This is a genomic window from Actinoplanes sp. CA-051413, from assembly GCF_050955795.1.
Lineage (GTDB): Bacteria > Actinomycetota > Actinomycetes > Mycobacteriales > Micromonosporaceae > Actinoplanes.
This window is the reverse complement of the sequence record NZ_CP192100.1, coordinates 5225100-5240854: the sequence shown is the minus strand read 5'-3', so window position 1 is coordinate 5240854 and position 15755 is coordinate 5225100. Positions and strand designations below refer to the sequence as shown.

The window sequence follows — 15755 nt, the reverse complement described above, 5'->3', positions numbered from 1 at the left end:
CGCCCATCGGGCGGCCCTTTTCGTGTCTCCGGGATCAACCCACCTTCAACAGGTACGCGTCCAGCGCCGCGTAGCTCTGGTTCGCCCCGGCCTCCATGCCCGACTGGAGCATGCCGTCGCGGTCCTCCTGCGAGTCGAAGGTGCTCGACGCGGTCACCGTGGTCTTGCCGTCCTCCTCGGTGAAGACGAACTTCTCGACCAGCACGTGGCCGGCCATCGGCTCGTACTCGAACGTCCAGGTGTAGGAGTCGGGTGCCGAGATCTCCCGGAACTCGCCCCGGAAGGCGTGCTCCTGGCCGTCGGAGGTCTCCACGAAGCGCCACTTGCCGCCGACCCGGAAGTCGATCGACACGTCGAGCGGGTTGCCCCGGCCCCACCAGTGCCGCAGGTGCTCGGCCTCGGTGTGCGCGGCGAAGACGAGCTCCTTGGGGGCGTCGAACGTGCGGCTCATGACCAGTTCGGTGGGGGTGGGGGTGCTGACCGTGATGGTGCTCATGACTGCTCCTTCTGCAGGTCGTCCAGGTATCCGCCGAGCGTGTCGTAGCGCTCTTCCCAGAGGCGCCGGTACTGCTCGACCCAGCCCGCGATGTCGCGCAGCGGGGCGGGTTCGATCCGGCAGCGCCGCCATTGGGCCTCGCGGGTCCGGGCGATCAGGCCGGCGCGCTCGAGCACGTTCAGGTGCTTCGAGATCGCCTGCAGGCTGATCGGGAAGGGCTCTGCGAGTTCGTTGACCGTCGCCTCGCCGCGGGCCAGCCGGGCGAGGATCGCCCTGCGGGTCGGATCGGCGAGGGCGGCGAAGACGCCGCTGATCGGGTCGGCCGTCGTCATGCTCAACCACCTGGCTTATCAACTAGTCGGTTTATCAACCGATAGGTTGAGAGTACCGCTGGACGCGGTGATGTCAATAAGCGAAGGCGACGATTTCGCGCAGGCCGGGGGAGTAGCCGTCGGTGGTGTCCACCGTCAGCGTCGGCACCGGCAGGCTGATCGGCTCCCAGGTCGCCTCGCCGGCGTCCATCCGGCGCAGCAGACCGGCGTCGTCGTGGGCGGCCCGGTTCGCCGTGGTCCGCAGACGGTCGGTGATCCGGGTGCGTGCGGTCGACGGCGTGACCGAGCAGCGCACGACCCGAATGCGAGCCAGGCCGGTCAGCGGGGCCAGCCCGGGCTGCCACAACTTGTCCTGGAACGCCGCTTCGGCCACCGTCGTCACGCCGGCCCGCACCAGCAGGGTCAGCACGTCGAAGAAGGTCGCCAGGGTGTGCAGCATGCCGGGGTCGGGTGTCCCGGCCCGCACCACACCCTCGCGGATCTCGTCGCGGCAGATCGCCGGGCAGCCGAGCTCGCGGGCCAGCGCATGGGCCAGGGTGGTCTTGCCGCTGCCGGGTGGCCCGCTGACCACGACCAGGGCGGGACCGGCCGGCTCACTCAACGATCGGCCACCACGACACGGATGGTGGTGGTCAGGTGGATGGTGCCGTCGTCGGTGCGGGCGCCGGCCAGCTCGGCCTCGGCCGCGGTGGTCGCCGCCGGCAGGCGCTCGGCCGGGACCGCGGCGAGGACGGCCCGGCCACCGTGCGACCCGACCCACGTCAGCCACTGCTCGATCCCGGCGAAGCGGCTCACCTGGGTGAACTCGGTGATCCGGATCCGGGACCAGGCGCTCAGGGCCGCGCGCAGCGATGCCTCGGAGCCGAACATGCCGGGCGCCTGCTCGCGCCGCTGCGGCGTCGGGGTGTGCGCCGCCAGCGCCTTCATGGCGCGCTCGTAGCGTGGGTCGAACGCGGCGAACGAGCTGAACGCCAGCCGGCCGCCGGGACGCAGCAGCTCCCGGTATGCGGCCACCGCCGCCGGCGGATCCGGCAGGAAGAACAGCACCAGCCCGGCCGTGACGACGTCGAAGGTGCCGGGCCCGAACGCCGGCTGCTGCGCGTCGCCGACCTGCACCGTGACGCCCGGAAGGTGTGCGGACGCGGCCGCGGTCAGCTCGACCATCGACGGCGCCAGGTCGATGCCGACGACCCGGCCCGTCGGCCCGGCCGCAGCGGCGGCGCTCAGCAGCACCGCGCCGCGTCCACAGCCGACGTCGAGAACGTGCTCGCCTGGCTGGATCGCCGCGCGGCGCACCAGCTCGGCGCCCATCGGCGTGAAGAAGTCGACGCCCACGCTGTCGTAGCTCGCGGCCGCCTCGTCGAAGGTCCCAATCATGGCGGGCAAGTCAGAAGGCATAGCGGATCCGACAATACGGGGTCCGGGCGGCGATCAGGTCGGTCAGAGCGGCGACGTAGCGTCCTTTGTCGCCGGTGCGGTAGCGCACGTTCAGGGTGCCGTTCTCCGAGCGTTTCACCTGTTGCAGCTCCGGGCGCCAGAGCAGCTCCTCGGCCTTCGGATGCCAGCCCAGGTTGACCTCGTGCAGGTCCTTGTTGTGGGTCAGGAAGATGACCTCGGCGGCGAGCTGGGCCTTGGCCGCCGGGCCGAGGCCCGCGTCGAGCTGGTCGAGCAGGACCGCCCAGTCCTCCAGCCAGCCGTCGCGCACCACGACCGGGCTGAAGTTGACGTGCACCTCGTAGCCGGCCGCGACGAAATCGTCGATGGCGGCGATCCGCTCGGCCACCGGGCTGGTGCGGATGTCGAGCAGCTTGGCGTCGGGCGCGGGCATCAGCGAGAAGCGGATCCTGGTGCGGCCCTGCGGATCCCACTCCAGCAGATCACGGTTGACGTGCTTGGTGGCGAAGCTGGCCTTGGCTGTGGGCAGCCAGCGGAACAGCTCGACCAGGTCCCGCACGTTGTCACTGATCCGGGCGTCGAGCGAGCAGTCCGAGTTCTCGCCGATGTCGTAGACCCAGGCATGCGGGTCGCACTCGTTCGGCGCCGGCTTCACGCCCTGACGGCTCACGTGGCGCTGCACGTACCCCTGGATCTTGTCGATGTTGGCGAAGACGGTGATGGGGTTGCTGTAACCCTTGCGGCGCGGCACATAGCAGTAGGCGCACGCCATCGCGCAGCCGTTGGCCGTGGACGGGGCGATGAAGTCCGCCGAGCGGCCGTTGGGGCGGGCGGCCAGCGACTTCTTGACGCCCAGCACCAGGGCCTCGCGCTTGATCCGGACCCAGCGGTCAACGTTGGTCTCGTCGCCGTAGAGCTCGGGGATGCGGTGGTGGCTCTCCACCGCGACGCGTTCCGCCTCCGGGAAGCGGGCCAGGATCTCCTTGCCGCGGGGCAGGGCGGCGGCCTCCGGCTCGACGTAGATACGGCGGATGTCCAGCAGAGCGCTCATAGGACAGGCACCGGGCTTTCGACGGGGGCGGCGGTGGCGCGGGCGCGGCGGCCGGTGGTGGCCAGGCCCAGGGCGAGGACGGCCAGGCCGCAGCCGAACAGGATCCACCAGCCGGTGCGGCTCGCCTCGGCGAAGTGCTGCGCCGCCGCGCCGCTGAGGCCGGAGACCACCGCGGCGCCCACGACGGCCACGCCGAGTGCGGCGCCGACCTGACGGCTGGTCGAGGCGATCGCGGCGGCCACACCAGCCTGGGCGCGGGGCATGCCGGAGACCGCCGTGTTGGTGATCGGCGCGTTCACCATGCCGAAGCCGAAACCGAACATCGCGTACGCGGTGAACAGCAGCCAGACCGGGGTGTCCGCGGTGAGCCGGGTCAGCGGCAGCATCGCCAGCGCGATCGCCGAGCCGGCCAGGATCAGGGGCAGCCGGGGCCCGCGGGCGCCGACCATGCGGCCCGACAGCGGCGCGATCACCGCGGTCAGCGCCGCCATCGGCAACGTGTACAGGCCCGCTTGCAGCGCTGACAGGCTGCGTACCTCCTGCAGATACAGCGAGTTGAGGAACAGGAAGCCGCCGAGCGCGCCGAAGGCGCAGACCGCGATGACGGTCGCGCCGGAGAACGGCACGCTGCGGAAGAAACGCAGATCCAGCAGCGGCTCGGTGCGGCGCGACTCGTACGCCAGCAGCGAGGCCAGCGCCACGGCCCCCGATACGAAGCACCCTACGATCAGCGGCGAGCCCCAGCCGGCGTTCGGGCCCTCGATGATGCCGAACGTGACCGAGGCCAGGACGAGCAGCACCAGCACCTGGCCGACCGGGTCGATGCGGCGGGGGTGCTCGGCCCGCGACTCGGGGACGTACAGGGCGGCCAGCACGATCGCGGCCACCCCGACCGGCACGTTGATCCAGAAGATCGACCGCCAGCCCAGCCCGGCGACCAGCAGACCGCCCAGCACCGGCCCCAGCGCCATGCTGAGCCCGACGACCCCGCCCCAGACGCCGATGGCCCGGGCACGCTCGCGGGGCTCGGTGAACGTGTTCGTGATGATCGACATGGCGACCGGGTTGAGCATCGAGCCGCCCACCGCCTGCACCATCCGGAACACGATCAGCCAGCCCAGCCCCGGAGCCACACTGCACAGCAGCGACCCGACGGTGAACAGCGCCAGCCCGGTCTGGAACGTGCGCCGCCGGCCCACCCGGTCGGCGGTCGAGCCGGACAGGATCAGCAGGCTCGCCAGCACCAGCGTGTACGCGTCCAGCACCCACTGCAGCGAGGAGACGGACGCGTCCAGGTCGGCCCGCAACGAGGGCAGCGCGATGTTCACGATCGTGACGTCCAGCCCGACGATGAACAGGCTCAGGCAGCAGATCGCGAGCACCAGCTGGCGGCGGCGGTGACTGAGCTCGGGCATCGGATCCTTTCTACTCCTTCGCGCGGCAGTGTCCGCGGAACCCGGCGGGGCGGCGTGACACACTTCATCCGGCTGTGCGGCGTACGGGTCGGAGGGTCCATGCGGAACAGCGAGACGGGGCTCGATCAGCAACGCATCGTGCAGGCCGCCGTGCGTTTCATCGACGAGCGCGGCCTGCGCGAGCTGACCATGCGGCGCCTCGGGGCGTACCTCGGGGTCGAGGGCATGGCGCTGTACCGCCACCTGCCCGGCCGGGAAGCGTTGCTGGACGCGGTGGTCGAGTCCGTCGTGGACGAGCTGTACGGCGACCCCGACCTCGGCCTGGAGGCGCCGGCCGGCTGGGTCGACTACCTCCAGCGGCTGGCCCACGGGCTGCGGCGGATCGCGCTGGCCCACCCCGAGGTGTTCCCGCTGGTGGCCACCCGGCCGGCGGCGGCGCCCTGGGTCCGGCCCCCGCTGCGCAGCCTGCGCGGGATCGAGTCGCTGCTGCAGGTCATGACGTCGGCGGGCTTCTCCGACGAGGACGCCGCCGCGGTGTACCGGGCGTTCAGCAGCTTCCTGCTCGGCCATCTGCTGCTGGAGGTCTCCGCCCTCGGCGTCGAGACCGGCCCGGTGGAGGAGCCGGAGGTGGCCCCGGTGCACGATCTGAGCGCGTACCCGGTGCTGCGGCGCCTGGAGCCGCACCTGTCGCAGGACCACTCCGCCGCGGACTTCGAGGAGGCCCTCGAGACGCTGCTCGACCGCATCGCGTTGATGCTGCCGACCCGCCCGCGCGGCCGGGGGCGGGCGATACCCCGAAATGGCGATCAATAACGTCCTGAGCACTTCCTGAAAGAATTAAAGATCGCCTGTTTATGCGGTAAACAGCCGGGCACCTTTGCCTGCGTAAGGATGTCGGACCGCGGCGCTGAGCAGCGGCTTCGATGATCGATCCCCCCGCAGGCACCTCCCCCCGGAGCCGGTCATGAACAATCCCCGAAATGCGCACGAAGACGGTGCGACGCGGTATTCCCGCGACGAACCGGACAGCGACTCCGGAGCGACGGCAGCCACCAGTGAGCGGCATGCCGTGCTCCAGCGCGAGAAGGAGCGCTACGGCGGCATCAAATGGGGCTCGGCCTTCTTCGGCTGGCTCACCGCCACCGGGACCGCGATCCTGCTGACCGCACTGCTGGCCGCGGCCGGCACCGCAGTGGGCGTGGCGAACGACACGGACGCCGGTCAGGCGGCCGATCAGGCGGCGGACAACGCCGGCACGGTCACCATCGTCGGCGGCATCGCGTTGCTGGTGGTGCTGCTGATCGCGTACTACTGCGGCGGCTACGTCGCGGGCCGGATGGCCCGCCTCAGCGGGGCCAAGCAGGGGATCGGCGTCTGGGTCTGGTCCATCGTCATCGCGGTGGTCGTGGCCGTCGTCGGCGCACTGGCCGGCGCCAAGTTCGACATCCTGGCCAAGCTGGGCGGCTTCCCACGTCTGCCGATCAACGAGGGCGACGTCACCACCGGCGGCATCATCGCCATCGTGGTGGCCGTCGTGGCGGCCCTCGCCGGCGCGATCCTCGGCGGCCTCGCCGGCATGCGGTACCACCGCAAGGTCGACAAGGCGGGCCTCGGGCTCTGACCGCCCGCATCACCTGAAACCGCAACACCGCAACACCGCAACACCGCACACCGGGGCCGGCCGGTCGATCGGTCGTGCCCACCCACCCGGAAAGGAAACAGCATGCTCACCCAGAACGACACCCAGAAGCTGCTCGGCTCCGACGTCTACGAGACCGACGGCACCAAGATCGGTTCGGCTGCCGACGTCTACCTCGACGCGCAGACCGGCAACCCCGAATGGGTCTCGGTGAAGACCGGCCTGTTCGGCACCAAGCAGAGCTTCGTGCCGCTGGAGGGGGCCAACCTCGAGGGCGACCGCATCATCGTCGCGTTCAGCAAGGACCAGGTGAAGGACGCCCCGCGGATCGACCCCGACGGCCGGCTCAGCCCCGCCGAGGAGGACGAGCTCTACACCTACTACGGCCTCTCGTCGACCGGCGGCAACCTCGACCGGGACGGTGACGGCTACACCGACACCACCACCACCACGACCCGCACGTCGGGCACCACGACGAACACCACCGGCACCGCGTACGACACCAGCGACGACCGTGGTGACACGTCCGGCCGCAACACCGACGACGCCATGACCCGCTCCGAGGAGCGCCTGGTCGCGGACACCCGCACCGAGGAGGCCGGCCGGGCCCGGCTGCGCAAGTACGTCGTGACCGAGCAGGAGCAGGTCACCGTGCCGGTCAGCCGCGAGGAGGTACGCCTGGAGCGCGAGCCGATCACGGACGCCAACCGTGGCTCGGCCCTCGACGGCCCGGACATCTCCGAGGAGGAGCACGAGGTCACGCTGCACGCCGAGCGCCCGGTGGTCGACACCGAGGCCGTGCCGGTGGAGCGCGTGCGCCTGGGCAAGGAGACCGTCACCGACGAGGAGCGCGTCTCCGGTGAGGTCCGCAAGGAGCAGATCGAGTTCGACGACGAGACCAGCGGCCGTACCCGCCGCTGACCTTTACCATCCGACGCCCCCCGGATCCTGGTATCCGGGGGGTGTCGCGGTGTGTCCTGCCCCGCATCGTATTCAGGGTTCGAGGCACGGCAGAGTGGGAAGCCTTGCGCGGAGCGTCCGCAGGTGGTGAGGAGAGACATGAAGATCTGGCCCGGCTCGCCGTACCCGCTGGGGGCCACGTACGACGGCGGAGGGACCAACTTCGCGCTCTTCTCCGAGATCGCCGACCGGGTCGAGCTGTGCCTGTTCGACGACGACGGCACCGAGACCCGCATCGACCTGCCGGAGCGCGAGGCCCTGGTGTGGCACGGCTACCTGCCGCGGGTCGTGCCCGGTCAGCGGTACGGCTACCGCGTGCACGGCCCGTACGACCCGGCGACCGGGCTGCGCTGCAACCCGTCGAAGTTGCTGCTCGACCCGTACGCGAAGGCGATCGACGGGCACCACGAGTGGAACAACGCGCTGTTCTCCTACAACTTCGGCAACCCGGGCGAGGTCAACTACGAGGACTCGGCGCCGTACGCGATGCGCTCGGTGGTGATCAACCCGTTCTTCGACTGGGCCAACGACCGCCCGCTGAAGATCCCGTTCCACCAGACGGTGATCTACGAGGCGCACGTCAAGGGCATGACCCAGCGCCACCCGGGCATCCCCGACGACGTCCGCGGGACCTACTCGGGCCTGGCCCACCCGACGATGATCAAGCACTTCAAGGAGCTCGGGGTCACCGCCGTCGAGCTGATGCCGGTGCACCAGTTCGTGCACGACAGCACCCTGGTCGACCGCGGCCTGCGCAACTACTGGGGTTACAACACCATCGGCTTCTTCGCCCCGCACAACGACTACGCCTCGTTCGGCGGGCACGGCGGCCAGGTGCAGGAGTTCAAGTCGATGGTCAAGGCCCTGCACGCGGCCGGCATCGAGGTCATCCTGGACGTGGTCTACAACCACACCGCCGAGGGCAACCACCTCGGGCCGACGCTGTCGTTCCGCGGCATCGACAACCCGGCGTACTACCGGCTCGTCGACGACGACAAGCAGTACTACTACGACACCACCGGCACCGGTAACAGTCTCAACGTGCGCCACCACGAGTCGCTGCGGCTCATCATGGACTCGCTGCGCTACTGGGTGACCGACATGCACGTCGACGGCTTCCGCTTCGACCTGGCCTCCGCCCTGGCCCGCGAGTTCCACGAGGTCAACCGGCTGGCCGCGTTCTTCGACCTGGTCAACCAGGACCCGATCGTCAGCCAGGTCAAGCTGATCGCCGAGCCGTGGGACGTCGGCGACGGCGGCTACCAGGTCGGTGGCTTCCCGCCGCTGTGGACCGAGTGGAACGGCAAGTACCGCGACACCGTCCGCGACTTCTGGCGCGGCGAGCCGGGCAGCCTGGGCGAGTTCGCCTCCCGCTTCACCGGCTCCTCCGACCTGTACGAGATCGACGGCCGCCGCCCGATCGCGTCGATCAACTTCGTCACCGCCCACGACGGCTTCACCCTCAACGACCTGGTCTCGTACAACGAGAAGCACAACGAGGCCAACGGCGAGGACAACCGCGACGGCGAGAGCCACAACCGGGCGTGGAACTGCGGCGTCGAGGGCCCCACCGACGACGCCGAGGTGGTGAAGCTGCGCGAGCGGCAGAAGCGCAACTTCCTCACCACGCTGGTGCTGTCGCAGGGCGTGCCGATGATCGCCCACGGCGACGAACTGGGCCGCACCCAGCACGGCAACAACAACGTGTACGCCCAGGACAGCGAGCTGAGCTGGGTCGACTGGGAAGACGCCCGGATGCACGACGTGCAGACCCGCTTCACCGCGTCACTGACCAAGCTGCGCGCGGACCACCCGATCTTCCGCCGCCGCCGCTTCTTCACCGGCGAACCGGCCGGGGACTCCAAGGTGCCGGACATCGCCTGGCTGCGCCGCGACGGCGAGCCGATGACCGAGCCGGACTGGAACACCCGCTCCGGCATGACGATGACGGTGTTCCTCAACGGCCACGGCATCCCGGAACGCGGCGCGCTGGGCGAGGAGATCATCGACGACTCGTTCCTGGTGCTGTTCAACCCGCTTGCCGAGGGAGTGACGTTCACGCTGCCGCCGCGCTCGTACGGCCGTACGTGGGAGACCGTGGTCGACACGGCCGACCCGCTGCTGGCCGCCCGGCGCCGCACGACCAAGGCGGGCGGGCAGCGCGATGTCGAGGGCCACACCATGGTCGTGCTGCGCTGCCGCTACTGAAACCGGTTGCGCGGTACGGCACGCTGAGGCCGTGTCCGGGATCGCGCTGAGCCACCGCTTCTACGAGCACGCCGTCCGCCCGCTGCTGGGCGGACGGCGGCACGCCGCGGCCCTGCTGGGTGAGGGCTCCGAGGTCCTCGGCCTCGACGACACGGTCTCCACCGACCACGACTTCGGCCCCCGCGTGCAGATCTTCCTGCCCGACCGCGAGCAGCCGCCTTCGTTCGCCGCACTGCCGGACGTCTTCGAGGGCCACCCGACAGTCTTCGCCGCCGCGGACCGCAACGGCGGCGCGCCGGGCCACCAGATCGAGGTGACGACTGCCGGTGCCTTTTTCGCCCGGCGGCTGGGGGTCGATCCGGCCGGAGGACTGGGTGTGGCGGACTGGCTGCTGACGCCGACGCAGACCCTCGCGACGCTGACCGCCGGGGCGGTGTTCCACGACCCGGACGGGGAACTGGCCCGTCGCCGGGAGGCGGTGCGCTGGTATCCGCCCGACGTGTGGCGCTACGCCCTGGCGGCGGGGTGGCTGCGGGTCGCTCAGGAGGAGGCCTTCGTGGGGCGGGCCGGTGCCGTCGGTGACGACCTGGGCTCACGGCTGGTCGCCGCCCGGCTGGTTCGCGAGCTGGTGCGGCTGGCGTTTCTGATCGAGCGGTGCTGGGCGCCGTACCCGAAATGGCTCGGTAGTTGTTTTGCCCGCCTGGACCTGGCGGCGACGGCCGGGCCGGCGCTGGCGGCCGCGACCGCTGCAGCCGATTGGCGCGACCGGGAGGCGGCGCTGGTCACGGCCGCGGGTGTGCTGGCCTCCGCGACCAACGACCTCGGGCTGGCGGCGCCGGTCGACCCGGCGCCGCGGATCTATTACACGCGTGACATCCGGGTGCTGTTCGCCGACCGGCTGACGGTGGCGCTGACCGCGGCCATCACCGAGCCGGAGGTCCGGGCGCTGGTCGACCGGCTGGGTGGGCGCCGGGGCGGTCCGATCGGGACGCTGCCGGGCACGATCGACCAGGTGACCGACTCCACCGAGATCCTTGGCGATCCTGCGCGCTGCCGGCGAGCGGGCCCGCTGCTCGGCCTGCCCGGGCACCCGGACGAGTGACTGTCGGCCCCGTGCGGCTCGTTCGACGGAGTCCGTGCCGCTAGGAGCGGGCCCCGAAGGCCTGCTCGATCTCGTCGCCGGTCAGGCCGCGGGACCGGAACGTCGTCGTGCCGCTCTCCAGCAGCTCCCGCGCGGCATCCCGCAGACCCCCGTAAGCCGCCCAGGTCAGCGCCCCACCGGTCGAGATCCGCCGCACCCCCAGCTCGCTCAGCTCGGCGACCGTAGGCGTGCCCGGCAACGCCAGCACGTTGACCGGCGCCGGCACCGACTGCACGAGCCGGCCGATGTCCGCCGGATTCCGCAGGCCGGGCGCGTACACCACGTCGGCGCCCGCGGCCCGGTAGGCGTCCAGCCGGGCGATCGTGTCGTCCAGGTCGTCATGGCCGTACAGGTAATTCTCGGCCCGGGCCGTCAGCACGATGCCGTGCCGGGCGCAGGCCTCCGCCGCCGCTGCGACGCGCTCGGCGCCCGCTTCCAGCGTCTCCACCCGGTCGGCCGCCGGGTCGTAGTCCTCGATCGAGATGCCGGCCGCGCCCGCGTCGGCCAGCAGGTCCACCGTCTCGGCGATGCCCGCCGGGGTGTCCGCGAAGCAGCGTTCGGCGTCGACGTTGAGCGGGATCCGCACCGCGGCGGTGACCGCCGCGACGTGCGCCACCAGTTCGTCGCGGGTGACCTGCTGGTCGAGCTTGCCCAGGCTCGCCGCGAGGCCGGACGACGTGGTGGCCAGCGCCGGGAAGCCCAGGCTCTCCAGCAGCCGGGCCGAGCCCGCGTCCCACGGGTTCGGCAGCAAGAAGGTGCCGGACTCGTGCAGTGCCCGGAAACGATCGTGAAGGCCGGTCATGGTCATCAGCGTAGAGACCGCCTCCCGGCTCCGCCGGACCGGGAGGCGGCCGGGTCTCAGAGCGGTCCGAAGGCGTTCAGCCGCCTGTTGTACGCGCCCTCGGACGAGTTGCAGGCCGCGATGCTCTGCTCGCCGCTGCCCACCGCCCGCCAGGCGCCCTTGCGGGTGTAGTCGCGTCCCAGCCAGACGTCGCAGTCCACCACCGCCTGGTACTGGCCGGTGCCGGAGGTGCAGATGGCCCAGCCGACGTTGCCCGACCCGCCGACCGAACAGTCCCACGGCACCGCCGAGGCGGCCTGTACGCCCACGAAGCCGGCTGTCACCGTGGTCAGGGCCGCTGTCAACGCCAGCCCCGCCAGCACCCGCGACCCGCACCGTGTGTTGGTCATCCCCATCGTTTCCTCCCGTGTGATGGCGCTTCCGCAGCCGCCGCCCCCGTCGCTCCGCCGGCTGTGGCTGGTCTCCATCGTCGGTTCCGGGCGGGTCCGGGGGACAGGCAAGGACCCGGCAGGGAAGCGGCAATCAGCGGCGGCCGCGGTCAGCGGCGGCGTAGAAGCGGTCCCGGTCGGCGCCGTCCAGGCCGAGGGCGACGGACAGCAGCCGCAGCGTCTCCGGCCGGGACTGCCCGGCCCGGCCGGACTCGAGGTAGCGGATGGTGCGCACGCTCAGACCCGTACGGGCGGCCAGGTCTTCCTGCGACATCCCGCCGCGCAGCCGGTGGCGCCGCAGCTCGCCGCCGAGCCCGGGCGGCGCCGGGGCGTCGTCGCCCGGTGCGGTCGCGGCGAGCTTGCGGCGCAGCTCGGCGGCCTGCGGATGGCCGAGGTCGGTGAGGATCTCGTACGCCTGCCGCCACCGTTCGACCGCGGTGTCCCCGTCCAGCAGGCTCTCGTGGACGTCGCCCAGGTGTCCGAGGATCTGCGCCTCCAGGGCCGGGTTGCCGAGGCGGCGGGCGAGCCGCAGACCGTCCTGGAGATGGCGGACGGCCTCGTCGACGTTGTCCAGCTGGTGCTGCAGCCAGCCGAGACTGTTCTGGGTCACGGCTTCGTTGGGGTAGTCCCCGGCCCGCTGCTGGAGCGCGAGCGCCTCGACGTAGTACGGCAGCGCCTGCTGCAGCTCACCCCGCTGGGTCAGGTACCAGCCCGCGGCGAGGCTCGCCTTGCCCGCCCACATCGGTGCGTCCACCTGACGGAACAGCGCCAGCGACTGCTCCACCTGCGCCAGCGCGTCGTCCTGGTCGCCCTGCAACCAGCACAGGTACGACAGGATGAACAGGCACTCGCCCTCGCCGGCCCGGTCGCCGGCGGCCCGTACCAGGCCGAGCGCCTGGCGCATGTGCTCCCGGGCCGTCTCGAACCGCTGCCGTCGGCCGTCCGCCACGGCGAGGAACGAGTACGCGTACGCCAGCGCCGGACCGTCGCTGAGTGCCTCGGCCGCCTGCAGAGCCACCGCCCAGGCCGCGCCCTCGTCGTCCCAGCGTCCCTGCTCGTTGAGGAACGTGTCCAGCGCCCAGCTCAGCTGCCACGCCTGCGCGTCCAGCCCCTCGTCCTTGGCCTGCCGCACCGCCGCCAGCAGCGCTTCCCGTTCGCTGCGCAGCCAGCTCAGCGCCGTCTTCAGGTCGTCGAGGGGCTCGGGCCGGGCGCCGTCGGCCGGGTTGTCCAGCGTCAGCGGGATCGGCGCCCGCGCCGGGTTCAGCACCAGATCAGCGTGGTACGCGGTGTGCGTGTAGTGGTCCAGCAGCCGCTGCAGCGCCGCCCGCCGGTCGCCGGCCGGGTCGGTGCGGCGGACGAGCTCACCCGCGTACGCCCGCAGCAGGTCGTGCATCGCGTACCGGCCGCCGTCATGCTCGGCCAGCAGTCCGGCGCCGGTCAGCTCCCGCAGCGCCCGGCGCGCGTCGAGATCGGGCAGCCCGGCCAGCGCGGCGACCCCGGCGACCGCGATGTCCGGCCCGAGCAGCCGGAACACCCGGGCCGCCGGCGCGCTCAGGGCGTCGTACGACCAGGAGAACACGGCGCGGATGCCGTCGCGTCCGCCGTCCTCCAGGGCCTCCAGCCGGCCGACCGGCCGGCGGAGCTCGGCCGCCAGCGTGCCGAGCGGGATGCCGGTCAGCCGGGCCCGGGCCGCCGCGAGCGTCAGGGCCAGCGGAAGACGTCCGCAGGCGTCCACGATGTCGGCCACGGCCGCCGGGTCCGCCGCCGCCGGCCCCAGCCTGCGCCGGAGCAGCTCGATCGCCGCCGGCCGGGCCGGCACGTCCAGGTCGAGCGGCTCGGCCCCGGAACCGGCGACCAGCCCGGTCAGCCGGCGCCGGCTGGTGACCACGGTCCGGACCTGGTCGCCCGGCGGGATCAGCGGGCGCACCTGCTCGGCGTCGCGGGCGTTGTCCAGGATCACCAGCAGCCGGCGCCGGGCGGTCAGGCTGCGGTAGAGCGCGAGCTGAGCGTCCGGATCGGCGGGGATCCGGTGCGGCTCGGCGCCGAGCGCGTCGAGCAGCAGGCGTACGGCGCCGGCCTGCTCCCGCGGCGCGTCCGTGCCGTCGAAGCCGCGCAGATCCACGTAGAGCCGGCCGTCCGGGAAGCGGGACGCCGCACGGTGCGCCCAGTGCACCACCAGGGTCGTCTTGCCGGTGCCCGGCGGCCCCGAGACGACCACGACCCCCGACGGTACGGAGCCCAGCAGCGCCAGCTCGTCCTCCCGGCCGGTGAATCCCTCGACATCGGGCGGCAACGGTGCGGAGCCTTCCGTACGGGACACAGTGGACGTTCCTCCGGTGCTGGCGCGGATCGCGGTCCCCGACATTGTCGTCGTCAGTGTCGACCGGCGGGGGGCACCGGGGCCAGCGCGTCGAAGGGCTGCACCGTCAGGTACCGCACCAGCTCCGGCGGCTTGGTCGCCGTGACCGTCGGCACCTCGAGCTCGCCCGGCGCCACCCCGGACTCGACCCAGTCCATCAGCGGCGTGAGCAGCTCCGGAACCCCGATCTCGGTGACCCGGTGCAGGTCCGGGCCGAACAGGCAGTGGTAGCCGGCCGGGATGAGGTAGAGCCGGGAGAACGACTGCGCCCGGGTGAAGCCGCCCGCCCGCCGTTCCACGGCCCGGTAGTAGTCGATCGTGGACCACGGCGGGATCACGCCGTCGGCCCAGCCGTGGTAGAGGATGAGCTTGCCGCCGCGGGCCCGGAACGCGGCCAGATCGGGATCGTCGGCGCGGTAGAGGGCGTCCCCGACGACGGACAGCCGGTCGACGGTGGCCCGGTCGAAGCGCACGTCGTCGAGCGAGTACGTCGGCGGCGGGTTCACCGGATAGGCGAGATACCGCAGGTAGTTCAGCGCGATCACGGCCGCGTCGGTCGCCGCCGGCCGGGTGCCCGCCGGGCCGATGAACCAGGTCCAGGTCAACTCCGAGCCGTACGGCACCCCACCGTTGAAGAGACTGCGCCCGGCCCGGTCGACCGGCCCGCGGTAGAAGGCTTGCACCGCGGCGACCTGCGCGCCGGTCAGGCACGTCGGACGGTCCGCACCGGACGGACAGCGCAGCGAAGCGGGCCGGAAACCGCACTGCCGGGGGTCGTTGATGACCTCGCCGCAGGCGCTGGCCACTGCCGCGTGCAGGGCCGGCAGCTTCTCGGCGCTGAGGATCTGCCCGCCGTCGGCAGCGGTGTTGTGCCGGACCAGCCAGGGGTTGAACACGCCGGACAGCAGCGCCAGGTTGGTCACCGGGGCCCCGGCCAGAATGCCGTCGAAGTCGGCCGGATACCGCTGGGCCAGCGTCAGCCCCTGCCGGCCACCGGTCGAGCACCCGTCGAAGTACCGGTGCGCGGGACCGCGCCCGTAGTACGCACGCAGCACCGCCGTCGCCACCCCGGCCAGCTTGTGCTCCGAGGTGAGACCGAACTCGACCCGCCGGCGCGGATCGGCGCCCCAGGTGGCCGGTTGCGTGTCCGTACCCCGGTGGCCGCTGTCGGTGGCGGCGAGGGCCAGCTTTCCGGCCAGGGCGGCGGTGCAGCTGTAGCCGAGCGGGGGCACGTCGAGCTCCGGCACGCTGCCGCACAGGCCCGAGCAGCCCTGCTGCACGTACTGGCCGGTCCAGCCGCTGGTCGGCATCTTGATCGTGAAGGTGGTGCCCGGCGTGAAGCTGCCGTGCACGGCACAGAACTCGTTGTCCCGGACAGTCTCAGGTGCGGCCGAGGCGATCCGCACACCGGGCAGCTCCACCCGGGACAGGGCTTCGCAACCGACAACGGGCGCGCGGGGTGCGGGCGCAGGCACACCCAGGCCCAGCGGTACGGCGGCCAGTGCCGCCAAAAGCAGTTTCATCATGGC

General features: G+C 71.9%; 15 protein-coding genes. 5 read left to right on the top strand and 10 right to left on the bottom strand.

Going from position 1 to position 15755, the window contains the following annotated elements; all coding sequences use genetic code 11:
• Positions 1–34: 34 nt before the first annotated feature.
• The 6 genes from ACQP2Y_RS24750 to ACQP2Y_RS24725 form a co-directional block, all read right to left on the bottom strand.
• Positions 35–496, bottom strand: coding sequence for an SRPBCC family protein (locus ACQP2Y_RS24750; RefSeq protein ID WP_433717321.1), 462 nt, complete (start codon positions 494–496; stop codon positions 35–37).
• Positions 493–828: an ArsR/SmtB family transcription factor gene (locus ACQP2Y_RS24745; RefSeq protein WP_360554380.1), complete on the bottom strand. Its 336-nt coding sequence runs from the start codon at positions 826–828 to the stop codon at positions 493–495. Before ACQP2Y_RS24745 ends, ACQP2Y_RS24750 begins: the two co-directional genes overlap by 4 nt.
• A 73-nt stretch (positions 829–901) precedes the next feature.
• Positions 902–1429: an AAA family ATPase gene (locus ACQP2Y_RS24740; RefSeq protein WP_433717318.1), complete on the bottom strand. Its 528-nt coding sequence runs from the start codon at positions 1427–1429 to the stop codon at positions 902–904.
• Positions 1426–2205, bottom strand: a complete 780-nt coding sequence (locus ACQP2Y_RS24735) for a class I SAM-dependent methyltransferase (RefSeq protein WP_433717316.1) — start codon at positions 2203–2205, stop codon at positions 1426–1428. Before ACQP2Y_RS24735 ends, ACQP2Y_RS24740 begins: the two co-directional genes overlap by 4 nt.
• 10 nt (positions 2206–2215) lie before the next feature.
• Positions 2216–3274, bottom strand: coding sequence for a spore photoproduct lyase family protein (locus ACQP2Y_RS24730; protein WP_433717314.1), 1059 nt, complete (start codon positions 3272–3274; stop codon positions 2216–2218).
• The gene (locus ACQP2Y_RS24725; RefSeq protein ID WP_433717312.1) at positions 3271–4689 is read right to left on the bottom strand and encodes a DHA2 family efflux MFS transporter permease subunit; all 1419 of its coding nucleotides are present in this window, start codon (positions 4687–4689) and stop codon (positions 3271–3273) included. The genes ACQP2Y_RS24730 and ACQP2Y_RS24725 overlap by 4 nt, the downstream gene beginning before the upstream one ends.
• A gap of 99 nt (positions 4690–4788) precedes the next feature.
• Here ACQP2Y_RS24725 and ACQP2Y_RS24720 point away from each other — a divergent pair, with 99 nt between their 5' ends.
• The 5 genes from ACQP2Y_RS24720 to ACQP2Y_RS24700 all read left to right on the top strand — a co-directional run bounded on the left by ACQP2Y_RS24720 (position 4789) and on the right by ACQP2Y_RS24700 (position 10598).
• Positions 4789–5502, top strand: coding sequence for a TetR/AcrR family transcriptional regulator C-terminal domain-containing protein (locus ACQP2Y_RS24720; protein ID WP_433717310.1), 714 nt, complete (start codon positions 4789–4791; stop codon positions 5500–5502).
• A 151-nt stretch (positions 5503–5653) separates the two neighbouring features.
• A complete protein-coding gene (locus ACQP2Y_RS24715) occupies positions 5654–6310 on the top strand; it encodes a hypothetical protein (protein ID WP_433717308.1) in 657 nt (218 codons plus the stop codon).
• A 102-nt stretch (positions 6311–6412) separates the two neighbouring features.
• Positions 6413–7249 (top strand): PRC and DUF2382 domain-containing protein, encoded by an 837-nt coding sequence (locus tag ACQP2Y_RS24710; protein ID WP_433717306.1) that lies wholly within the window; start codon positions 6413–6415, stop codon positions 7247–7249.
• Between the two features lie 138 nt (positions 7250–7387).
• Positions 7388–9496 (top strand): glycogen debranching protein GlgX, encoded by a 2109-nt coding sequence (gene glgX, locus ACQP2Y_RS24705; RefSeq protein ID WP_433717304.1) that lies wholly within the window; start codon positions 7388–7390, stop codon positions 9494–9496.
• A 31-nt stretch (positions 9497–9527) separates the two neighbouring features.
• On the top strand, positions 9528–10598 hold the full coding sequence (locus tag ACQP2Y_RS24700) for a DUF4037 domain-containing protein (RefSeq protein WP_433717302.1): 1071 nt from the start codon (positions 9528–9530) through the stop codon (positions 10596–10598).
• A gap of 40 nt (positions 10599–10638) precedes the next feature.
• On the opposite strand, the gene ACQP2Y_RS24695 is transcribed toward ACQP2Y_RS24700, so the two are convergent.
• The 4 genes from ACQP2Y_RS24695 to ACQP2Y_RS24680 form a co-directional block, all read right to left on the bottom strand.
• On the bottom strand, positions 10639–11439 hold the full coding sequence (locus ACQP2Y_RS24695; RefSeq protein ID WP_433717300.1) for an isocitrate lyase/PEP mutase family protein: 801 nt from the start codon (positions 11437–11439) through the stop codon (positions 10639–10641).
• A 56-nt stretch (positions 11440–11495) separates the two neighbouring features.
• Entirely contained in the window at positions 11496–11828 is a 333-nt protein-coding gene (locus tag ACQP2Y_RS24690) for a hypothetical protein (protein WP_433717298.1), read from the bottom strand.
• Positions 11829–11961: 133 nt separating this feature from the next.
• Complete coding sequence (locus ACQP2Y_RS24685) at positions 11962–14187, bottom strand: tetratricopeptide repeat protein (protein WP_433717296.1); 2226 nt, start codon at positions 14185–14187, stop codon at positions 11962–11964.
• A gap of 53 nt (positions 14188–14240) precedes the next feature.
• Positions 14241–15752, bottom strand: a complete 1512-nt coding sequence (locus ACQP2Y_RS24680; protein WP_433717294.1) for a tannase/feruloyl esterase family alpha/beta hydrolase — start codon at positions 15750–15752, stop codon at positions 14241–14243.
• Positions 15753–15755 lie beyond the last annotated feature (3 nt).